Below are 17489 nucleotides of genomic sequence, written 5' to 3' on the forward strand. Positions count from 1 at the left end.
TTTAATTTTTTTGGATTAATGCCTTAAGTTCTTTGCCATCGATCTCGATGGTCTCTCCTTCAGTTAGTGAATCTTCAAATACCAATGAATCGGCGAGAATTTCGGTGCAAATATAAGATAAATTTTCTTTCGCTGCATTGATCACTTCAGGGGTAGCTGTTAACTTTACGTTAATTCTATCCGTCACTTCAAGCCCTTTTTCTTTCCGTAAATTTTGTAAGCGGTTGATCAATTCTCTCGATAAACCTTCTTTTTTCAATTCTTCGGTGATATGGACATCCAATGCCACAGTCAATTTACCTAGATTAGCAACCTGCCATCCTTCCACATCCTCTGCTATAATTTCTACATCGCTCAATAGAATAGTATATGGTGTCCCTGCTAAAGCTATTTCACCTGTTGATTCCAATGTGCTTATTTGATCTATAGTCAACAATTGGATAGCCGAAGAGACTAACTTCATATCCTTACCAACTTTCGCGCCAAGAGCTTTAAAGTTTGGTTTTATTTTTTTCTTGATAATACCTGTTGTATCCGTAATGAACTCTATATCTTTGATATTTGTTTCAGAAAGTATCAAATCTTTTACTTTCTCCACCTTCTCTTGGAAAGCACTGTCCAGTACAGGGACGAGAATTTTGTTTAGCGGTTGACGCACGTTGATCGATGTCTTCTTGCGTAATGAAAGGGTCAATGAGGAAATGTCTTGCGCTAGGGCCATACGTTCTTCAAGGGCTTTATCCACTAAACTTTCATTGTACACAGGGAAATTTGCTAAGTGAACGGATTCAACTTGCTCTTTATTCGTTGCTGTATTCAAATCCAGGAACAGTCTATCTGAGAAGAAGGGTGATATCGGCGACATTAATTTCGCAATCGTATCCAGACAGGTATACAGGGTTTGATAGGCAGAAATTTTATCTTCCGTATAATCTCCTTTCCAGAAACGACGACGACACAAGCGAACGTACCAATTACTTAGGTGTTCATCCACAAAATTTTGGATCGCACGGGCGGCTTTAGTTGGTTCGTAATCTGCTAAATATTCATCAACTTCTTTCGTCAGTGAATTCAATAAGGAGATAATCCAACGATCAATTTCGGGACGTTTTTCCAAAGCGATATCTGGCTCTGCATAGGAGAACTTATCGATATTGGCATAAAGCGCAAAAAATGCGTAGGTATTGTATAAGGTTCCGAAGAATTTACGACGGACTTCATCCAATCCCTCCATGTTGAACTTTAAGTTGTCCCAAGGAGCAGCATTACTGATCATATACCAGCGTGTTGCATCGGCACTATACTGATCGATCGTCGAGAAAGGATCAACACCATTGCCTAAGCGTTTGGACATCTTATTTCCGTTTTTATCCAATACCAATCCGTTGGACACAACGTTTTTAAAAGAGACCGATTTGTACATCATTGTCGAGATCGCATGTAGCGTAAAGAACCATCCACGGGTCTGATCTACACCTTCGGCGATAAAATCAGCCGGATAAGCGTGGTTGAAACCTGCCTTAAATGGAAACTCTTCACCTCGGGCTAATTTCTCGTGATCCAACCCCCATTGTGCATAAGGCATTGCGCCAGAATCGAACCATACGTCAATTAAGTCCGGCTCGCGGAATAATTTTTGACCGGCATCCGAAACAAGTACGATGTCATCAACATAAGGGCGGTGTAGATCCAGCTGTTCTGTATCAAATTTATCCAAGTAAGCCTGATTCTTTGCTTTCTCCTCTGCGGATAAAACATCTGAAGTCAGGGAAGCTTCCAGTAAAGACTTTAGTTCTGGTAAAGAACCGATGCAAACTTCTTCATTCTCATCTTCCGAACGCCAGATTGGAAGTGGTGTACCCCAATAACGAGAACGCGAAAGGTTCCAGTCCACTAGGTTTTCCAACCAGTTTCCAAAGCGTCCTGTTCCAGTTGCTTCCGGTTTCCAATTGATTGTTTTATTTAAAGCGACTAGATCCTCTTTTACCGCAGTAGTACGGATAAACCAGCTATCCAATGGATAGTATAAAACCGGTTTGTCGGTACGCCAGCAATGAGGATAGGTGTGCTCGTATTTCTTAACATCAAATGCTTTGTTATCCTCTTTCAGTTTGATCGAAATCAATACATCGGTAGGTTTGAAGTCTTCTTTCGCACGCTCTTCAGCACTGTAGTATTCCTCTTTTACAAATCGTCCTGCGAAATCGGTGATTTCATTCACGAAACGACCTGTACGATCTACGGTTGGAACATCTTTTCCATTTTCATCTTTCACCAGGATGCCCGGTACACCGTGTTCTTTCGCTACTCGGAAGTCATCAGCACCATAAGTAGGCGCAGCGTGTACAATACCTGTACCATCTTCAGTCGTCACGAAGTCACCAGGGATTACGCGGAAGGCATTTTCCTGTAAGTCTTCGTTGGTGATATAGGGCAACAATTGCTCGTAACGTAAGCCTACGAGTTCCTCGCCGACAAATTCTGCTGCAAGTTCCCAAGGAATTACTTTATCACCCAATTTGTAGTCTTGAAAAGATGCATTTTCACCTTCAGCTTTAAAATGTTTGCTGATCAGATCTTTGGCCAATACAACAGATACAGGTGCTCCCGTATACTTGTTGAATGTACGGATTTTTACATAGTTTATTTTCTTGCCGACCACCAATGCCGTATTGGAAGGTAATGTCCAAGGTGTGGTCGTCCATGCGATGAACGCCACATCTTCGGCTTCATCATCAACCAATTTTTCGATTGCTGGGTGAAGCTGGCTTTTGATTAATCGGAATTCTGCAACGATGGTTGTGTCTTTCACGTCCTTATATGTGCCCGGTTGATTAAGTTCATGGGAACTCAATCCCGTGCCTGCAGCAGGAGAATAAGGCTGAATGGTGTAGCCTTTGTATAATAATCCCTTTTTGTATAGTTCTTTTAACAAATACCATAGCGTTTCGATGTATTCGTTTTTATAAGTGATGTAAGGATGTTCAAGGTCTACCCAATACCCCATTTTGTTGGTTAGATCATTCCAGACATCCGTATATTTCATCACTTCCTTGCGGCAGGCTTCATTATATTCTTCTACGGTAATCTTTTTGCCGATATCTTCTTTGGTAATACCCAGCGCTTTTTCGACAGCGAGTTCAATCGGAAGACCATGGGTGTCCCAGCCTCCCTTGCGTTTAACCTGGTAGCCTTTCAATGTCTTGTAACGACAGAAGATATCTTTAATCGTGCGGGCCATCACGTGATGGATCCCCGGCATGCCATTCGCAGAGGGCGGACCTTCAAAAAATGTATATGACTTGCTTTCAGGGCGATTATTGATACTTTTTTCGAATATTTTTTCCTGTTCCCAACGGGTCAAAATCTCTTTACCAATTTCCGGTAAATTTAACTGCTTATATTCTTTGTACATCAGACTGTTGTATGCTTCTTTTCTAAAGGTCGCTAATTTAGTGAATTATGATGGAAAAAGAAAGAGGGCTTTGTAGCTGTAATATCATTAAATGAAGCGCTAAATTTTTGAAAACAACTAAATCGCTTAAATTTGGAAAATTGTATGATTAAGGCGCCAGGGAAGGTTAATGCGTTGAGAAACGGTGATGGAATATAAGTTCGTATAGGCAGTATCGATTTTTTGGGAATCGGGTCTAACATACAAAAAGGGATTACTGATAGTAATCCCTTTTTGTATTGAATATGTATAAATTTCAGTTTATGCTGAAAAGCTGCTTCCACAGCCACAGGTGCTTGTTGCATTAGGGTTATTGAAGGTAAAACCTCTGGCATCGAGCCCCGATTTGAAATCAATTTCCATGCCTGCCAAATATAGACCATGTGCTTTGTTCATAAAAACGCGAATGCCTTCAATTTCGTATTCGTTATCTCCATCCTTTTTCTGGTCAAAACCTAAGATATAACTCATACCTGAACAACCACCACCTTCCACACCGACACGTAAACCGAAATCATCAGAGATTTCTTGCTGATCCTTCAATTTATTGAGTTCCTTTATTGCCCCTTGGGTTAAGGTAACGGGAGCAATTGCTGTATGTTCTGTGCTCATTTTGATATAGTTTTAGCCAATTCTTAAAGCAAAAATACATATTTTTAATCGCAAATCGTCCGCAATGGATTTTTTGACATTTACAAAACATTCAATATTTTATTGCATTGGATTATACTAAATGTGATTTAACAGATATTAGCTAATTCGCATAAATAAGCTTCTTTTTCTAAGAACATTTAATAAAATATGGCTTTTTGTCGATATTCTTTATGGAATATGCTATCTTTGAGGCATTAAAATAAAATACAAAATTTACTTTACAATATTTAAAAACAATGGAAAGAGATCAAGCCATTTTTAATTTAATAGCTGATGAGCTGAAACGCCAAGAAGAAGGTATTGAATTAATTGCTTCGGAAAACTTTGTGTCAAAACAAGTGATGGAAGCTGCTGGTTCAGTGTTGACAAATAAATATGCAGAAGGCCTCCCAGGAAAACGTTATTATGGAGGTTGTGAAGTGGTGGACGAGATCGAAAGCATTGCTATTGATCGTGCGAAACAATTATTTGGTGCAGAATGGGTCAATGTTCAACCTCACTCTGGAGCGCAAGCAAATGCAGCTGTTTTTTTGGCGACTATCAAGCCTGGCGACAAAATTTTAGGTCTTGATTTATCGCATGGTGGACACTTGACTCACGGATCTCCAGCGAATCTTTCTGGTAAGATCTATCAACCATTATTTTATGGCGTAAAAGAAGATACAGGTCTGATTGATTACGAACAATTGGAGGAAACTGCACTTCGTGAAAAACCAAAAATGATCATCTGTGGTGCGTCGGCCTATTCTCGTGATTGGGATTATGCTCGTATCCGTAAAGTTGCTGATGAAATCGGTGCAATAGTTTTGGCTGATATCTCACACCCAGCAGGGTTAATCGCTCGTGGTTTATTAAATGATCCACTTCCACATTGTCATATCGTTACAACAACTACACACAAGACGCTACGTGGTCCACGTGGTGGAATGATTATGGTTGGTAAGGACTTTGAAAACACTTGGGGTATCAAAACACCTAAAGGTGAAACTCGTACAATCACACAGTTATTGGATTTAGCTGTTTTCCCAGGAACACAAGGTGGTCCTTTGGAACATACAATTGCTGCCAAAGCAATTGCTTACGGCGAAGCTTTATCTGACGAATACATGGAGTACATTGTTCAAGTAAAGAAAAATGCAGCAGCATTGGCGAAGTTCTTCGTTGAGAAAGATTATAAGATCATCTCTGGCGGTACGGATAACCACTTGATGTTAGTGGACCTACGTAACAAAGACATTTCTGGTAAAGAAGCTGAAGCTGTATTGGGTAAAGCAGGTATCACGACCAATAAAAACATGGTTCCTTTTGATACACGTTCTCCTTTTGTGACTTCGGGTGTACGTTTTGGTACAGCTGCGATTACTACGCGTGGTATCAAGGAAAACGAAATTATCCAAATCGGAGAGCTTATTGATGAAGCATTACAAAATGCATCAAACGATGCTGGACTGGATAAAATCCATAGCAAAGTGAAAGCAATGATGGCCGAATTTCCATTGTATAAATAAGACATATTCACATAGGGAAAAGCGGAATTACTTTAGGGTGATTCCGCTTTTTCTTTTGGAGCGTGTGTGACCTTCACAAAGACGCGGTCTATTTCGAATATCTGCATCAAAACATCTCCGTGCCATTTCGTTAACAGCTGGGTGTTAACGAGAGAAATAGGAATCTTTTAGCAGCTTTATTCATATAGTTTTGAAAGGAAGGAAATATCGGTAAGTTTTTAAATGTTAAAAAATCTTAAAATAGAATGTAAAAATTTGATTACTCAATAATTTTACGGTACTTTGAAATAAGTATTAATTGATTGTTTTACAATAAGAAAGGAACGCTATACGCTAAACATTTACATTTTACAACAGAACTGATAATTTAATTGCGAACTGCTAAAAAAGTAAGTGACGTATGAGACTTTTGAAAAGTAAGAGTGATCAAGAATTGATCCAAATGTATGTCGGGGGCCAAGAGTCCGGCCTAGAGGCATTGTTGAATCGATATAAATCGAAAATTTACACCTCTATATATATGAAAGTAAAAGACGAATATCTTGCTGAAGATATTTTCCAAGAGACTTTCATTAAAATCATCAACACGTTAAAATCTGGCAAATACAATGAAGAGGGGAAATTTTTGCCTTGGGCTATCCGAATTGCCCACAATATGATCGTTGACTTTTTTAGGAAAGCAAAACGTGCCCCAAATATTGTTAATGCAGACGGTTTTGATATTTTTGAGGTGTTAGAATTCAGTGATGAGAGCGCTGAGTCTAAGATGCTGAAACAGCAGGTTGACCTAGACCTAAAGAAAATGATCCAGAAACTACCGGATGATCAAAAAGAGGTTTTAATTATGCGTCATTTTTGTGATATGAGCTTTAAGGATATTGCTGAGATAACAGAGGTGAGTATTAACACCGCCTTGGGAAGAATGCGTTACGCCCTGAGTAATTTACGCAAGATGATAGAGGGGTCAGATTTGGTTTTTCAAATGGGATAATGGAATAAGTAGTAATTTAGAAAATAACAATAAAGCGGGAGTGAGTTTTCACTCCCTTTTTTATGCTACTATGTCATGTTGGGATCAGAAGAATTTGTTCTTTTTGTCAGTTATACACTTTTTATTATCTTAGAAGTTCACGCCTTAATCAGTTTATGGGAATTGGAATAGGGTTTGATAGTCATATTGAAACTATTAAATAAAGATAATAACGTTAAAAATATAAAAGCTATGTACTTGATTTTATTTATTGGAATAATGGTGGTAAGCCTAATTGTCCAGACACGATTTAAAAACAAATTTAAGAAGTATTCGGAAATGCCATTGGGGAATGGGATGTCAGGTGCTGAGATCGCACTGAAAATGCTAAACGATAACGGTATTTATGATGTAAAAGTAATATCTATTCCTGATCGCTTAGGAGATCATTACAATCCATCCGATAAAACAGTCAACCTGAGTCCTGAAGTGTATAGTGGTCGTAGTGTGGCTGCTGCGGCAATCGCAGCCCATGAGTGTGGTCACGCTGTTCAGCATGCAAAAGCCTACAAATGGTTAGGTTTCCGTTCGGCAATGGTACCTATGGTCAATGCGGCTTCCAAACTGACCTCATGGGTATTAATGCTGGGTGTGATGTTATTTGCCTTTTCCAAAGGCGGTAATCCTTGGCTGTTGGCCGTAGGTGTAGGAGCATTGGCTATCACAACAATTTTCTCGTTTATCACACTTCCGGTAGAATTTGATGCGTCAAATAGGGCGTTAGCCTGGTTAAATCATGCCGGTGTAACCTATAACGGTGAGGAACACGATGGAGCGAAGGATGCGCTAAAATGGGCTGCCATGACCTATGTAGTGGCTGCTTTGAGTGCCTTGGTAACACTTTTATACTATGCGTCCATGTTATTTGGCGGGCGTAGGGGTGAGTAAAGAGAGATTTAGTAACTTAGGATATAACGAAATGCGATTATTTTTAATAGTCGCATTTTTTATAGGGTGTTAATGAGGTTACTACAGACAATTTTTTTAACTTTGCTGTTTATATAGAATAAGACTCAGATTTTATGTTTTCAAATCTTCAAGATAAGCTAGATAGGGCCTTTAAGGTATTAAAAGGGCAAGGCAGTATTACCGAAATCAACGTTGCTGAAACGATGAAAGAAATTCGCAAAGCGTTGTTGGATGCCGACGTGAATTATAAGACTGCTAAAACTTTTACAGATGATGTTAGACAAAAAGCTTTAGGGCAAAACGTTTTGACAAGTATTTCTCCAGGTCAACTGTTGACTAAAATCATGAATGATGAGTTGACAGAATTGATGGGTGGATCTGTTACCGAGTTGGAGACTGGTAAAAATCCTACTGTCATTTTAATCGCGGGTCTGAACGGTGCCGGTAAAACAACTTTTTCCGGTAAGTTAGCCCTATACCTCAAAGATAAAAAGAATAAAAAACCATTATTGGTCGCTGGTGACGTTTATCGTCCGGCAGCGATTGACCAGTTGGAAGTCCTCGCTGAGCAAGTTGGTGTACCTGTTTACGTCGATAGAGAATCAACCGATCCAATTGCTATAGCGAAAGCAGGGGTCGAAGAGGCAAAACGCAATGGCCATAATGTGGTCATTATTGATACCGCGGGCCGTTTAGCGATAGATGAGCCTTTGATGGTGGAGATCACCGCAGTGAAAGAAGCGACAAAACCAGATGAGATCTTATTTGTCGTTGACTCTATGACAGGGCAAGATGCTGTCAATACGGCAAAGACCTTCAATGATCGCCTTGATTTTACAGGTGTTGTATTAACCAAATTAGATGGTGATACACGTGGGGGCGCCGCATTATCGATTAAATCTGTGGTCAATAAACCGATTAAGTTTATCGGTACGGGTGAGAAGATGGATGCACTGGATGTTTTCTATCCAGATCGTATGGCTTCTCGTATTTTAGGCATGGGTGACGTCGTATCTTTGGTAGAGCGTGCGCAACAACAGTTTGACGAAAAGCAAGCTGCTGAGCTCCAAAAGAAAATTCGTAAGAATAAATTCGATTTCAATGATTTCAAATCACAGATCCAACAAATCAAAAAAATGGGTAACATGAAAGATTTGATGGGTATGATCCCCGGAGTAGGAAAAGCGATGAAAGATATTGAGGTCGACGATAATGCCTTCAAACCTATTGAAGCGATCATTGATTCAATGACGCCTTTTGAGCGTGAAAACCCGGATGTAATTGACCAAAAACGTCGCTTACGTATTGCTAAAGGTTCGGGAACTGACATTAACGAAGTAAACAAATTGTTGAAGCAGTTTGGCGACATGCGTAAGGTAATGAAGCAAATGTCTAATCCAGCGATGGCCGCTAAGTTGATGCGTAATATGCCTAAAATGCCTGGAAAAATGTAATTTAAGTGTATTGTTAATATATTATAGGGCATTGTATCTGTACAATGCCCTATTTTTTTAATAAATAATTTGTAATTTCAAGTTCCTCGCTAGAGTAAACGAAATAATTATTAAATTTGTAATCATTATGGATGACCCCGCACAATTATCGGAATACGGCAAAATCCTTATCATTCTGCTGATAGGGGCACTGTTAGTCTGTGCGACCATTTTTCTGGCACGTTTAATTTCTCCCAAAAAGAGTAATCCCGTTAAATCTGGTACCTACGAATGTGGCGAAGATCCTATCGGCTCCTCCTGGGTACAATTCAATCCTCGATTTTACGTCATCGCTTTAATATTCCTACTTTTCGATGTAGAGCTCATTTTTATTTTTCCTTGGGCTACGGTATTTGGGCAATCGGAATATATTGCTGCGGATGGCAGATGGGGCTGGTTTACCCTGATTGAAATGGCCATGTTTATTGGTATTTTAATTTTGGGATTGGTTTTTGTCTGGAAAAAGGGCGATTTGGAATGGGTCAAGCCCAATGTATCTCTTCCCAAGGTTCCGGTAAATATCCCACAAAGTGCTTATTCAACACTGAACAATAGTACTTATCAAGTTCGGGATTATAGACCGTCAGCAGATGACAGCCTGGAGAATGCGATGGTGAAAGAGGTGACGGCTGCTCCAAAGATTGCTTTTAAGCCTCGATTTAAAAAACCTGAGTAAGCATGAGTTTAGATAGTCAATTGCAAAATAATGGTGTTGTCGTTGCCAAATTGGATGATTTGCTAAACTGGGCAAGGCTTTCGTCCATGTGGCCCATGAGTTTTGGTATTGCTTGTTGCGCAATCGAAATGATGGGAGCAATGGCTTCGACCTATGATTTGGACCGGATGGGGGTTTTTCCTAGGCCTTCCCCAAGGCAGTCAGATGTTATTATTATTGCCGGTACAGTCACTTTTAAAATGGCTGACCGTATAAAAAAGCTCTATGAGCAGATGCCCGATCCAAAATATGTTATCTCAATGGGGTCGTGTTCCAACTGTGGTGGACCATATTGGCAACATGGTTATCATGTCGTTAAGGGAGTCGATCGGATTATTCCAGTGGATATATATGTTCAGGGCTGTCCTCCTCGCCCGGAAGCATTAATCGGTGCTTTTATTGAACTACAAAAAAAGATAGATAAAGAAAGCTTATTAGGCGAACAGCTGTTCAAAGAAAAAGCTTAGAAGATAAATTTTATAAGATTTTAAAATCAATTATGGCAAAAGATTTTTATGGCGAACTGCAATTAGGTATTCTTGGTGGTGGTCAACTCGGAAGAATGCTAATCCAGGAAGCCATTAATTACAATGTAAACGTTCATGTGCTGGATCCCGATAAGAATGCTCCTTGTCGCAAGCTATGCAATAAATTTGAATGTGGTTCATTGAGTGATTTTGAGACAGTATATAATTTTGGGAAGGACCTGGATTTGATTACTATCGAGATTGAAAAAGTGAATGTTGATGCATTGGAGAAATTGGAAGAGGAAGGGGTCATTGTTTATCCACAGTCGCGTATTATTCGTCTGATTCAGGATAAAGGATTACAAAAACAGTTTTTTAAACAAAATGATATTCCTACTTCAACCTTTCAACTCATATCAACCAAGGATAACTTGACAAACGCTTCATTGAACTTACCTTATATCCAAAAACTACGTAAGGATGGCTATGACGGAAAAGGGGTGAAGAAGATTCTTACCGAAGCGGATATTCAGGATGCTTTTGAAGAACCAAGTTTGATTGAAGAATGGGTAGATTTTGAAAAGGAAATCGCTGTTATCGTTGCCCGTAATGATCGTGGCGATGTCTCTACTTTTCCAATGGTAGAAATGGAATTCAATCCACAAGCGAATTTGGTGGAATTTCTTATTGCGCCATCATTATATGGTGTGGAGGTTCAGCAACGTGCAGAGGCAATCGCCAAGAAAATTGCCGATGATCTACAGATTGTGGGCTTACTTGCTGTTGAAATGTTCCTAACGAAAAATGGCGATATTCTGGTGAATGAATTGGCACCGCGCCCACACAACAGTGGACATCAAACGATTGAAGGAAATTATGTTTCTCAATTTGGCCAGCATTTAAGGGCGATATTCAATTTGCCATTGGGTGATACCAGATGCCGGACAAATGCTGTGATGATCAACCTATTGGGTGAGGAGGGCTATGAAGGCTTGGCAAAATACGACGGCGTAGAGGAGGTGTTGGCTATGGAAGGTGTCTATTTGCATCTGTATGGCAAGAAATACACAAAACCATTCCGCAAGATGGGCCATGTATGTATCATCAATGACGATCGGGAGAAGGCGATCGCAAATGCAAGAAAAGTACAGGAAATATTAAAAGTTAAAGCTTAATAATACTATGTCAGTCAATAATAAGGCCCAGGTAGGCATTATCATGGGAAGCAAATCCGATCTTCCTGTTATGCAGGATGCCATCGATGTCCTGAAAGTCCTTGGAGTAGAATTTGAAGTTACGATTGTTTCGGCACACCGTACACCACAACGTATGTTTGATTATGCGAAAAATGCGGCATCACGCGGCTTAAAAGTAATTATTGCGGGAGCTGGTGGAGCTGCGCATTTACCAGGAATGGTCGCTTCAATTACACATTTACCTGTGATCGGAGTGCCGGTAAAATCTTCGAATTCTATCGATGGATGGGATTCGGTATTATCTATCCTTCAGATGCCTAATGGAATACCTGTAGCGACAGTTGCTTTAAATGCTGCCAAAAATGCTGGCATTTTAGCTGCTCAAATCTTGGGGACTCACGATGAGACGATAAGTAAAAATATTATTGATTTCAAAGAGGAGTTGGCGCGTAAAGTGATTGAGACAGCCGTTGAAGTAGAGGATACACAATTCTAAAGGGAATTTATCAAATAAAAAAGGGAAGCATTTGCTTCCCTTTTTTATTTGATAAGATTTGCCTGAACATAGTCATAGCTTTTTTTAAGACTCTCCATCTTATTAGGCATGTAGATATCATCTTGCTCCACAAATGCATATTTCAGACCAGCTTTAGCCTTTTCTTTAATAATTTCGGTGAAATTTATACTTCCGGTACCAACTTCGGTATATTTGATATCTTTAAAAATTTGTTCTACAGGTAGTTTTCCATCCTTAGGCCATTCGATCGGATTCGATTTTGAACGGTCCATATCCTTCACGTGCCATAGTTTGAAACGGTTCGGAAATTTTTCAAATATGGATATCGGGTTTTTTCCAGCTTTTTCGGCCCAGAAAAGATCAAGTTCAAAATCGACAAGATCAGGTTCCGTAAAAGCCAGCATAACTTCCTCTCCCATGGTATTGTTTCCTAAATCTCTAAATTCCCAAAAGTGGTTGTGATATGCGACTTTTAATCCGAATTTCTTCGCCTGCTCGCCTGCTTTATTGAGCTGCTCGGCAGCGTACAGATAGTCGTCTTTTTTTAGTGCATTAATATCGAACATCGGCGTTACAGGTGCAATAACATATTCCTGACCAAGTTCTTGTGCAGCATCAAAGTAAATAGACAAATCCTCTTTATCAGTATGTGACTTACTTAGATATTTTGACATGTCATAGTGACCCGAGTGGGTTTTTAGCCCATTGTCATCCAGAATTTTTTTCAGCTCCTTATAAGGTAATTTCCAAAATTGTTTGGCTGTCGGGTCGATGCCATAAAGCTCGACATGTTTGTAGCCGATTTTTGCGATCTGTTCCAAAGAACCTTTGGGGTCTTTATCCATTAAATCACGAATGGAATACAGTTGCACCCCTATATTTTGCAGCGGATTGTCACTGACAGCGCCCGTTTTGTTTTGACAAGATATCATGTTGGGCATCAGATAAGCTGCCGAAAGACCTATTCCAGCTTGCTTTAAAAATTGACGGCGAGAATTGTTCATACTATAACTGATTATTGTTAGTGTACAATGTACAATTATTTTGCTCAAAAATCAATAGCAGTTGCCCGAATATTTTTTTGGAGGGGGATATAGAATGCTCAAAAAATAAAAAAGGTCTGAACTAATTTCAGACCTTTTGGTTTGTTTAAGAATGGAACCTTAAACAGTCATGATATCTTTTTCTTTCAGTTCCGCCAATTTATCAACTTTCACAATGTACGCATCAGTCAATTTTTGGACTTCACCTTCAGCAGTTTTGATCTCATCTTCTGAGGCACCATCATTTTTTAATTTTTTGATGGATTCATTGGCATCTTTACGAATATTACGGATAGCTACACGGCCTCTTTCAGTCTCTTCCTTTGCCTTTTTTACCAAGTCACGTCTTCTTTCTTCGGTCAATGGAGGGACATTCAAGCGGATTACGATACCATCGTTCTGCGGGTTAATGCCTAGATTAGCATCCGTAATTGCTTTTTCAATTGCGTTTATGAGCGATTTTTCCCAAGGTTGTACGACAATTGTCCGTGCATCAGTTGTGTTGATGTTAGCAACTTGCGAAAGCGGAGTCGCGCTACCATAATAATCGACTGAAATGCCATCTAACATAGATGGTGAAGCTTTACCGGCGCGAATTTTTGTTAATTCAGACTCGGTGTGAGCAACTGCTTTGGACATCTTGTCTTTACAATCGTCCAATTCAATTGAAATTAGTTCGTTCATATAAGATTACGTTTTTTACAGATATTAATTATTTTACCACGGTTCCAACATGTTCGCCGTTGGCAAGTTTCAATAAATTGCCTGGTTTGTTCATGTCAAATACAATGATTGGTAATTTGTTTTCTTGACAAAGGGTAAAGGCAGTCATATCCATGACGTTTAACCCTTTCTCGTAAACCTCCGTGAATGAGATTTCTTCGAATTTTGTTGCACTAGGATCTTTCTCTGGATCTGCCGTATAAATACCATCAACACGTGTTCCTTTTAATACAGCATCAGCATTGATTTCAATCGCACGTAAAGATGCCGCTGTATCTGTTGTGAAATATGGGTTTCCGGTACCGGCTCCGAAAATAACAATACGTCCTTTTTCCAGGTGGCGTACTGCTCTTCTGCGAATAAATGGTTCACAGATCTGCTCCATCTTGATAGCCGTTAGCAAACGTGTCTTTTTACCTACTTTTTCAAGAGCATCTTGAAGTGCCATACTATTGATTACTGTGGCAAGCATTCCCATATAGTCTGCCTGAACACGGTCCATCCCTGATTTTTCAGCACTTAAACCGCGGTAAATGTTACCACCGCCGATAACAATTGCAATTTCTAAACCTTGATCGTGAATTTCTTTGATATCATTAGCGTATTGTGATACACGGTTAATATCGATACCGTAGCTTTGGTCACCCATTAAGGATTCACCGCTAAGTTTTAATAAGATACGTTTGTATTTCATAATTGTTTTTTTGGAAATTTTCCAAAGGTCAAAGATAAAATATTTTTTTTATCCCTTAAGGCCAAAAATGATATTTATTGCGCTTTTGTTGTCCGATCAATTACTTGCTGGTAATATTGTTCGTATAGCGGCATGATATTAGACAACTGGAATTTTTTAGCGTGATTTAATGCAGCTTCTTTAAATTTTTCCAATCGTTCAACATCTTCGAGAATGTAAATGGCATTCTTGGCCATATCATCGACATCGCCCACATTGCTCAGGAATCCTGTCACGCCGTTTTCATTGAGTTCGGGCAATCCACCTGTGTTGGATGACACAACTGGAACTTGGCAGGCCATTGCCTCTAGTGCGGCCAATCCAAAGCTTTCTGAACTGGAAGGCATTAAGAAAAGATCTGAAACAGATAAAATCTCTTCGACAGCATCCTGTTTACCCAAAAAGCGGACATCTCCACATACATCCAATTCTCGTGATAGCTCCTCCGCATTTCGACGCTCGGGGCCGTCGCCTACCATAAGCAATTTGGAAGGGATGACATCATGAACTTTCTTAAATATACGAATTACGTCCTCTGTATTTTTTACTTTTCTGAAATTAGAGGTGTGCACCAAGATACGCTCATTGCCCGGAGCAATTGCCTTTTTGAAATGAGAGCGATCTTTATTACTGAACCTGTCGAGATCGATAAAGTTCGGAATAACGATAATATCTCTGGAGATATCAAAATACCGCAGCGTCTCATCTTTCAGATTTTGTGAGACGGCTGTTACACCATCCGATTGATTGATTGAGAAGGTGACAACTGGACTAAAGCTCTTATCTTTTCCAACCAAGGTAATATCCGTACCATGAAGTGTGGTTACCACGGGAATATTGATGCCATAGGTTGTCAGTAAGATTTGCTTGGCCATAAACGCTGCCGAAGCATGGGGAATGGCGTAATGCACATGAATTAGATCCAGCTTCTCAAAACGCACCACGTCGACCAATTTACTGGCCAGAGCAGATTCGTAAGGTAAAAAGTCAAAAAGTGGATATTGGGATACAGCTACTTCATGGTAATATAGGTTTTCCGAAAAGAAATCTAGGCGTGCAGGCTGTCGGTAGGTTATAAAATGGATTTCATGTCCATTGGCTGCCAATGCCTTTCCTAATTCCGTCGCCACAACACCACTGCCACCAAACGTGGGATAACAAACAATGCCTATTTTCATTTGTATAATTTAATTTTTTAAAGGTGATGAAGCTGTCAGATTTATTTAGTACCCGAGGGTCTGAATAAATCATGACGATTTTCATATCTAATGTTTTGTGCTGCAAATTTCGACTATTTATGCCTAAAATAACAAAAACCAATTGCCATAGTTTTGTGAATTTTTTGATTACTTAAAAAGCATTATCTTTAAGTAGACATTTGAGCGGTATATGGACAATTTCATCAGTGACATTTCAGGGCAACAATTTCCTTTGGAACAACGTATTTTGGGCGCTTCCATTCGACAGCCTATTTTTAAATTGATACGGAAGGAATATCCCAATTTTGCGAAAGATAAATATATTGCTGCCACCGAACTGACCAGGTTTAAAGAAGCCTATATTACGGAATTTTTGAAAGATGAATCTGGACAGCTGAGCCAACTGGATCTACAAGTGCTACAGAGCTTTAAAGACAACAAGGTCATTAGTGCAAGTATGGATAGCGGGGCATCTGTAGCGGCCTCTGTAGGTGAGCGGATAGCGGATAAAGTTGCTGAGTTTGGTGGGAGCTGGGCGTTTATTATTTCGTTCGTTGTATTTTTGCTGATCTGGATTGCGGCCAATGCATATTGGTTCAACAATAAAGGTTTTGACCCCTACCCATTTATTTTGCTTAATCTCATTTTGTCTTGTGTGGCCGCTTTTCAGGCTCCAGTCATTATGATGAGCCAAAATAGGGAGGAGGCCAAGGATCGTGAACGAGCCCGGAATGATTATTTGATTAACCTGAAGGCTGAGCTTGAAATCAGGGAATTACATGAGAAAATCGACCATCTTATTATTCGCAAAGAACAGGAACTTGTAGATGTACAGCGTGATCAAGTAGAAAAGCTGGGTTTTCTGCTGAAAAAAATGGAAAAAATAGAAGAAGTTTTTAAAAGCAAATGAATATAACAGGATTAATAGGGGAGCTGACGTTTAAATTTTCACGGTCCGGCGGGGCGGGCGGGCAGCATGTCAATAAAGTGTCGTCCAAGGTTACCCTGCAATGGGATGTGGCTAGTTCTGCAGTTTTTTCTGCGGAAGAAAAAGCTGTGGTGGCTGAAAAGCTCTCAAATCGTATCAACAAAGAAGGCATCTTGCAGCTGGAATCTGATGTAGACCGCTCTCAGGCGCGCAATAAGGAAATCGCCATTGATCGTTTTCTCCGTCTGATAAAAGATGCACTTGTCCCTACTAAGCCAAGAAAAAAAACCAAAATACCCTATTCTAGTGTATTGAAAAGATTAGACCGAAAAAAGCAGCAATCACAGTTGAAAGCTTCCCGCAGACCGAATTTGGACGACTAATCTGTGATAAAATAGTAATTAGAATAATTTTATTAATCTGATTGTCAGTTAATTGTGTATATAACTAAAGAAATAGTTGTAAAACTATTTATTTAGTTATATACTTGTATTGTAATCGATTACAACAGTACTGTTAATATAAGGAGTTATGGAAGATTTTAAGGAATTGACTAAAGCAGAAGAACAAATCATGCAGGAGCTTTGGGATATGGAACGTGGTTTTGTCAAAGATATCATTGACAGACTACCGGAGCCAAAACCTGCTTACAATACAGTTTCAACGATAGTGCGTATTCTCGAAACCAAGGGTTTTGTGTCGCATGAGTCTTTTGGTAAAAGTCATCAGTATTTACCAAAGATTTCAAAAGAGGAATATAAAAAAGGAATCACTGGTAAGTTGTTGAATAATTATTTTGATAATTCTCCCAAAAGTATGCTTTCTTATTTTTTGGAAGAAAATAAATTGGATGTGAAAGAATTAGATGATATTCTTTCAATCATCCGACAAAATAAATAACAGCAACCACCTCTTATAAA

Annotated in this window: 17 protein-coding genes; 11 read left to right on the forward strand and 6 right to left on the reverse strand. The window is 39.4% G+C overall.

Annotated elements, in window-relative coordinates; genetic code table 11:
• Window position 1 precedes the first annotated feature (1 nt).
• Together ileS and HPC41_RS09450 are read right to left on the reverse strand one after the other, a co-directional pair.
• Entirely contained in the window at window positions 2-3415 is a 3414-nt protein-coding gene (gene ileS / locus HPC41_RS09445; RefSeq protein WP_172393765.1) for an isoleucine--tRNA ligase, read from the reverse strand.
• 300 nt (window positions 3416-3715) lie between these two features.
• Window positions 3716-4066 (reverse strand): HesB/IscA family protein, encoded by a 351-nt coding sequence (locus HPC41_RS09450; protein ID WP_172393766.1) that lies wholly within the window; start codon window positions 4064-4066, stop codon window positions 3716-3718.
• A 278-nt stretch (window positions 4067-4344) separates the two neighbouring features.
• Here HPC41_RS09450 and HPC41_RS09455 point away from each other — a divergent pair, with 278 nt between their 5' ends.
• The 8 genes from HPC41_RS09455 to purE all read left to right on the forward strand — a co-directional run bounded on the left by HPC41_RS09455 (window position 4345) and on the right by purE (window position 11922).
• Complete coding sequence (locus HPC41_RS09455; RefSeq protein ID WP_172393767.1) at window positions 4345-5616, forward strand: serine hydroxymethyltransferase; 1272 nt, start codon at window positions 4345-4347, stop codon at window positions 5614-5616.
• 442 nt (window positions 5617-6058) lie between these two features.
• Window positions 6059-6607: an RNA polymerase sigma factor gene (locus tag HPC41_RS09460; RefSeq protein ID WP_425501178.1), complete on the forward strand. Its 549-nt coding sequence runs from the start codon at window positions 6059-6061 to the stop codon at window positions 6605-6607.
• Between the two features lie 231 nt (window positions 6608-6838).
• Window positions 6839-7534 (forward strand): zinc metallopeptidase, encoded by a 696-nt coding sequence (locus HPC41_RS09465; RefSeq protein ID WP_172393769.1) that lies wholly within the window; start codon window positions 6839-6841, stop codon window positions 7532-7534.
• Between the two features lie 134 nt (window positions 7535-7668).
• Window positions 7669-9009: a signal recognition particle protein gene (gene ffh, locus HPC41_RS09470; RefSeq protein WP_172393770.1), complete on the forward strand. Its 1341-nt coding sequence runs from the start codon at window positions 7669-7671 to the stop codon at window positions 9007-9009.
• Window positions 9010-9136: 127 nt separating this feature from the next.
• Window positions 9137-9724 carry an NADH-quinone oxidoreductase subunit A gene (locus HPC41_RS09475; protein WP_172393771.1) on the forward strand — a complete coding sequence of 196 codons (588 nt, stop codon included), beginning with the start codon at window positions 9137-9139 and terminating at the stop codon, window positions 9722-9724.
• Between the two features lie 2 nt (window positions 9725-9726).
• Window positions 9727-10230 (forward strand): NADH-quinone oxidoreductase subunit B, encoded by a 504-nt coding sequence (locus HPC41_RS09480; RefSeq protein WP_172393772.1) that lies wholly within the window; start codon window positions 9727-9729, stop codon window positions 10228-10230.
• Window positions 10231-10262: 32 nt separating this feature from the next.
• Window positions 10263-11405 carry a 5-(carboxyamino)imidazole ribonucleotide synthase gene (locus HPC41_RS09485; protein ID WP_172393773.1) on the forward strand — a complete coding sequence of 381 codons (1143 nt, stop codon included), beginning with the start codon at window positions 10263-10265 and terminating at the stop codon, window positions 11403-11405.
• A 7-nt stretch (window positions 11406-11412) separates the two neighbouring features.
• The gene (gene purE / locus HPC41_RS09490) at window positions 11413-11922 is read left to right on the forward strand and encodes a 5-(carboxyamino)imidazole ribonucleotide mutase (RefSeq protein WP_172393774.1); all 510 of its coding nucleotides are present in this window, start codon (window positions 11413-11415) and stop codon (window positions 11920-11922) included.
• A 44-nt stretch (window positions 11923-11966) separates the two neighbouring features.
• Here purE and HPC41_RS09495 read toward each other — a convergent pair whose 3' ends face one another.
• The 4 genes from HPC41_RS09495 to bshA form a co-directional block, all read right to left on the reverse strand.
• Complete coding sequence (locus HPC41_RS09495) at window positions 11967-12947, reverse strand: sugar phosphate isomerase/epimerase family protein (RefSeq protein WP_172393775.1); 981 nt, start codon at window positions 12945-12947, stop codon at window positions 11967-11969.
• Between the two features lie 159 nt (window positions 12948-13106).
• Window positions 13107-13670 carry a ribosome recycling factor gene (gene frr / locus HPC41_RS09500; RefSeq protein WP_172393776.1) on the reverse strand — a complete coding sequence of 188 codons (564 nt, stop codon included), beginning with the start codon at window positions 13668-13670 and terminating at the stop codon, window positions 13107-13109.
• Window positions 13671-13698: 28 nt separating this feature from the next.
• Window positions 13699-14403 carry a UMP kinase gene (gene pyrH, locus HPC41_RS09505; protein WP_075991132.1) on the reverse strand — a complete coding sequence of 235 codons (705 nt, stop codon included), beginning with the start codon at window positions 14401-14403 and terminating at the stop codon, window positions 13699-13701.
• Window positions 14404-14477: 74 nt separating this feature from the next.
• On the reverse strand, window positions 14478-15620 hold the full coding sequence (bshA, locus tag HPC41_RS09510; RefSeq protein WP_172393777.1) for an N-acetyl-alpha-D-glucosaminyl L-malate synthase BshA: 1143 nt from the start codon (window positions 15618-15620) through the stop codon (window positions 14478-14480).
• Window positions 15621-15831: 211 nt separating this feature from the next.
• Between bshA and HPC41_RS09515 the strand changes: the two genes are divergently transcribed.
• The 3 genes from HPC41_RS09515 to HPC41_RS09525 all read left to right on the forward strand — a co-directional run bounded on the left by HPC41_RS09515 (window position 15832) and on the right by HPC41_RS09525 (window position 17469).
• Window positions 15832-16551: a DUF1003 domain-containing protein gene (locus HPC41_RS09515; RefSeq protein WP_172393778.1), complete on the forward strand. Its 720-nt coding sequence runs from the start codon at window positions 15832-15834 to the stop codon at window positions 16549-16551.
• Window positions 16548-16952 carry an alternative ribosome rescue aminoacyl-tRNA hydrolase ArfB gene (gene arfB, locus HPC41_RS09520; protein ID WP_172393779.1) on the forward strand — a complete coding sequence of 135 codons (405 nt, stop codon included), beginning with the start codon at window positions 16548-16550 and terminating at the stop codon, window positions 16950-16952. The genes HPC41_RS09515 and arfB overlap by 4 nt, the downstream gene beginning before the upstream one ends.
• A 148-nt stretch (window positions 16953-17100) precedes the next feature.
• On the forward strand, window positions 17101-17469 hold the full coding sequence (locus tag HPC41_RS09525; RefSeq protein WP_172393780.1) for a BlaI/MecI/CopY family transcriptional regulator: 369 nt from the start codon (window positions 17101-17103) through the stop codon (window positions 17467-17469).
• Window positions 17470-17489 lie beyond the last annotated feature (20 nt).

Source organism: Sphingobacterium prati, from assembly GCF_013167215.1.
Taxonomy (GTDB): domain Bacteria; phylum Bacteroidota; class Bacteroidia; order Sphingobacteriales; family Sphingobacteriaceae; genus Sphingobacterium; species Sphingobacterium prati.

What these genes read in the sequence shown, in the direction of transcription:
- ileS (WP_172393765.1), bottom strand. Translation starts at nt 3,415, where the DNA reads ATGTACAAAGAATATAAGCAGTTAAATTTACCGGAAATTGGTAAAGAG.
- HPC41_RS09450 (WP_172393766.1), bottom strand. Translation starts at nt 4,066, where the DNA reads ATGAGCACAGAACATACAGCAATTGCTCCCGTTACCTTAACCCAAGGG.
- HPC41_RS09455 (WP_172393767.1), top strand. Translation starts at nt 4,345, where the DNA reads ATGGAAAGAGATCAAGCCATTTTTAATTTAATAGCTGATGAGCTGAAA.
- HPC41_RS09460 (WP_425501178.1), top strand. Translation starts at nt 6,059, where the DNA reads ATGTATGTCGGGGGCCAAGAGTCCGGCCTAGAGGCATTGTTGAATCGA.
- HPC41_RS09465 (WP_172393769.1), top strand. Translation starts at nt 6,839, where the DNA reads ATGTACTTGATTTTATTTATTGGAATAATGGTGGTAAGCCTAATTGTC.
- ffh (WP_172393770.1), top strand. Translation starts at nt 7,669, where the DNA reads ATGTTTTCAAATCTTCAAGATAAGCTAGATAGGGCCTTTAAGGTATTA.
- HPC41_RS09475 (WP_172393771.1), top strand. Translation starts at nt 9,137, where the DNA reads ATGGATGACCCCGCACAATTATCGGAATACGGCAAAATCCTTATCATT.
- HPC41_RS09480 (WP_172393772.1), top strand. Translation starts at nt 9,727, where the DNA reads ATGAGTTTAGATAGTCAATTGCAAAATAATGGTGTTGTCGTTGCCAAA.
- HPC41_RS09485 (WP_172393773.1), top strand. Translation starts at nt 10,263, where the DNA reads ATGGCAAAAGATTTTTATGGCGAACTGCAATTAGGTATTCTTGGTGGT.
- purE (WP_172393774.1), top strand. Translation starts at nt 11,413, where the DNA reads ATGTCAGTCAATAATAAGGCCCAGGTAGGCATTATCATGGGAAGCAAA.
- HPC41_RS09495 (WP_172393775.1), bottom strand. Translation starts at nt 12,947, where the DNA reads ATGAACAATTCTCGCCGTCAATTTTTAAAGCAAGCTGGAATAGGTCTT.
- frr (WP_172393776.1), bottom strand. Translation starts at nt 13,670, where the DNA reads ATGAACGAACTAATTTCAATTGAATTGGACGATTGTAAAGACAAGATG.
- pyrH (WP_075991132.1), bottom strand. Translation starts at nt 14,403, where the DNA reads ATGAAATACAAACGTATCTTATTAAAACTTAGCGGTGAATCCTTAATG.
- bshA (WP_172393777.1), bottom strand. Translation starts at nt 15,620, where the DNA reads ATGAAAATAGGCATTGTTTGTTATCCCACGTTTGGTGGCAGTGGTGTT.
- HPC41_RS09515 (WP_172393778.1), top strand. Translation starts at nt 15,832, where the DNA reads ATGGACAATTTCATCAGTGACATTTCAGGGCAACAATTTCCTTTGGAA.
- arfB (WP_172393779.1), top strand. Translation starts at nt 16,548, where the DNA reads ATGAATATAACAGGATTAATAGGGGAGCTGACGTTTAAATTTTCACGG.
- HPC41_RS09525 (WP_172393780.1), top strand. Translation starts at nt 17,101, where the DNA reads ATGGAAGATTTTAAGGAATTGACTAAAGCAGAAGAACAAATCATGCAG.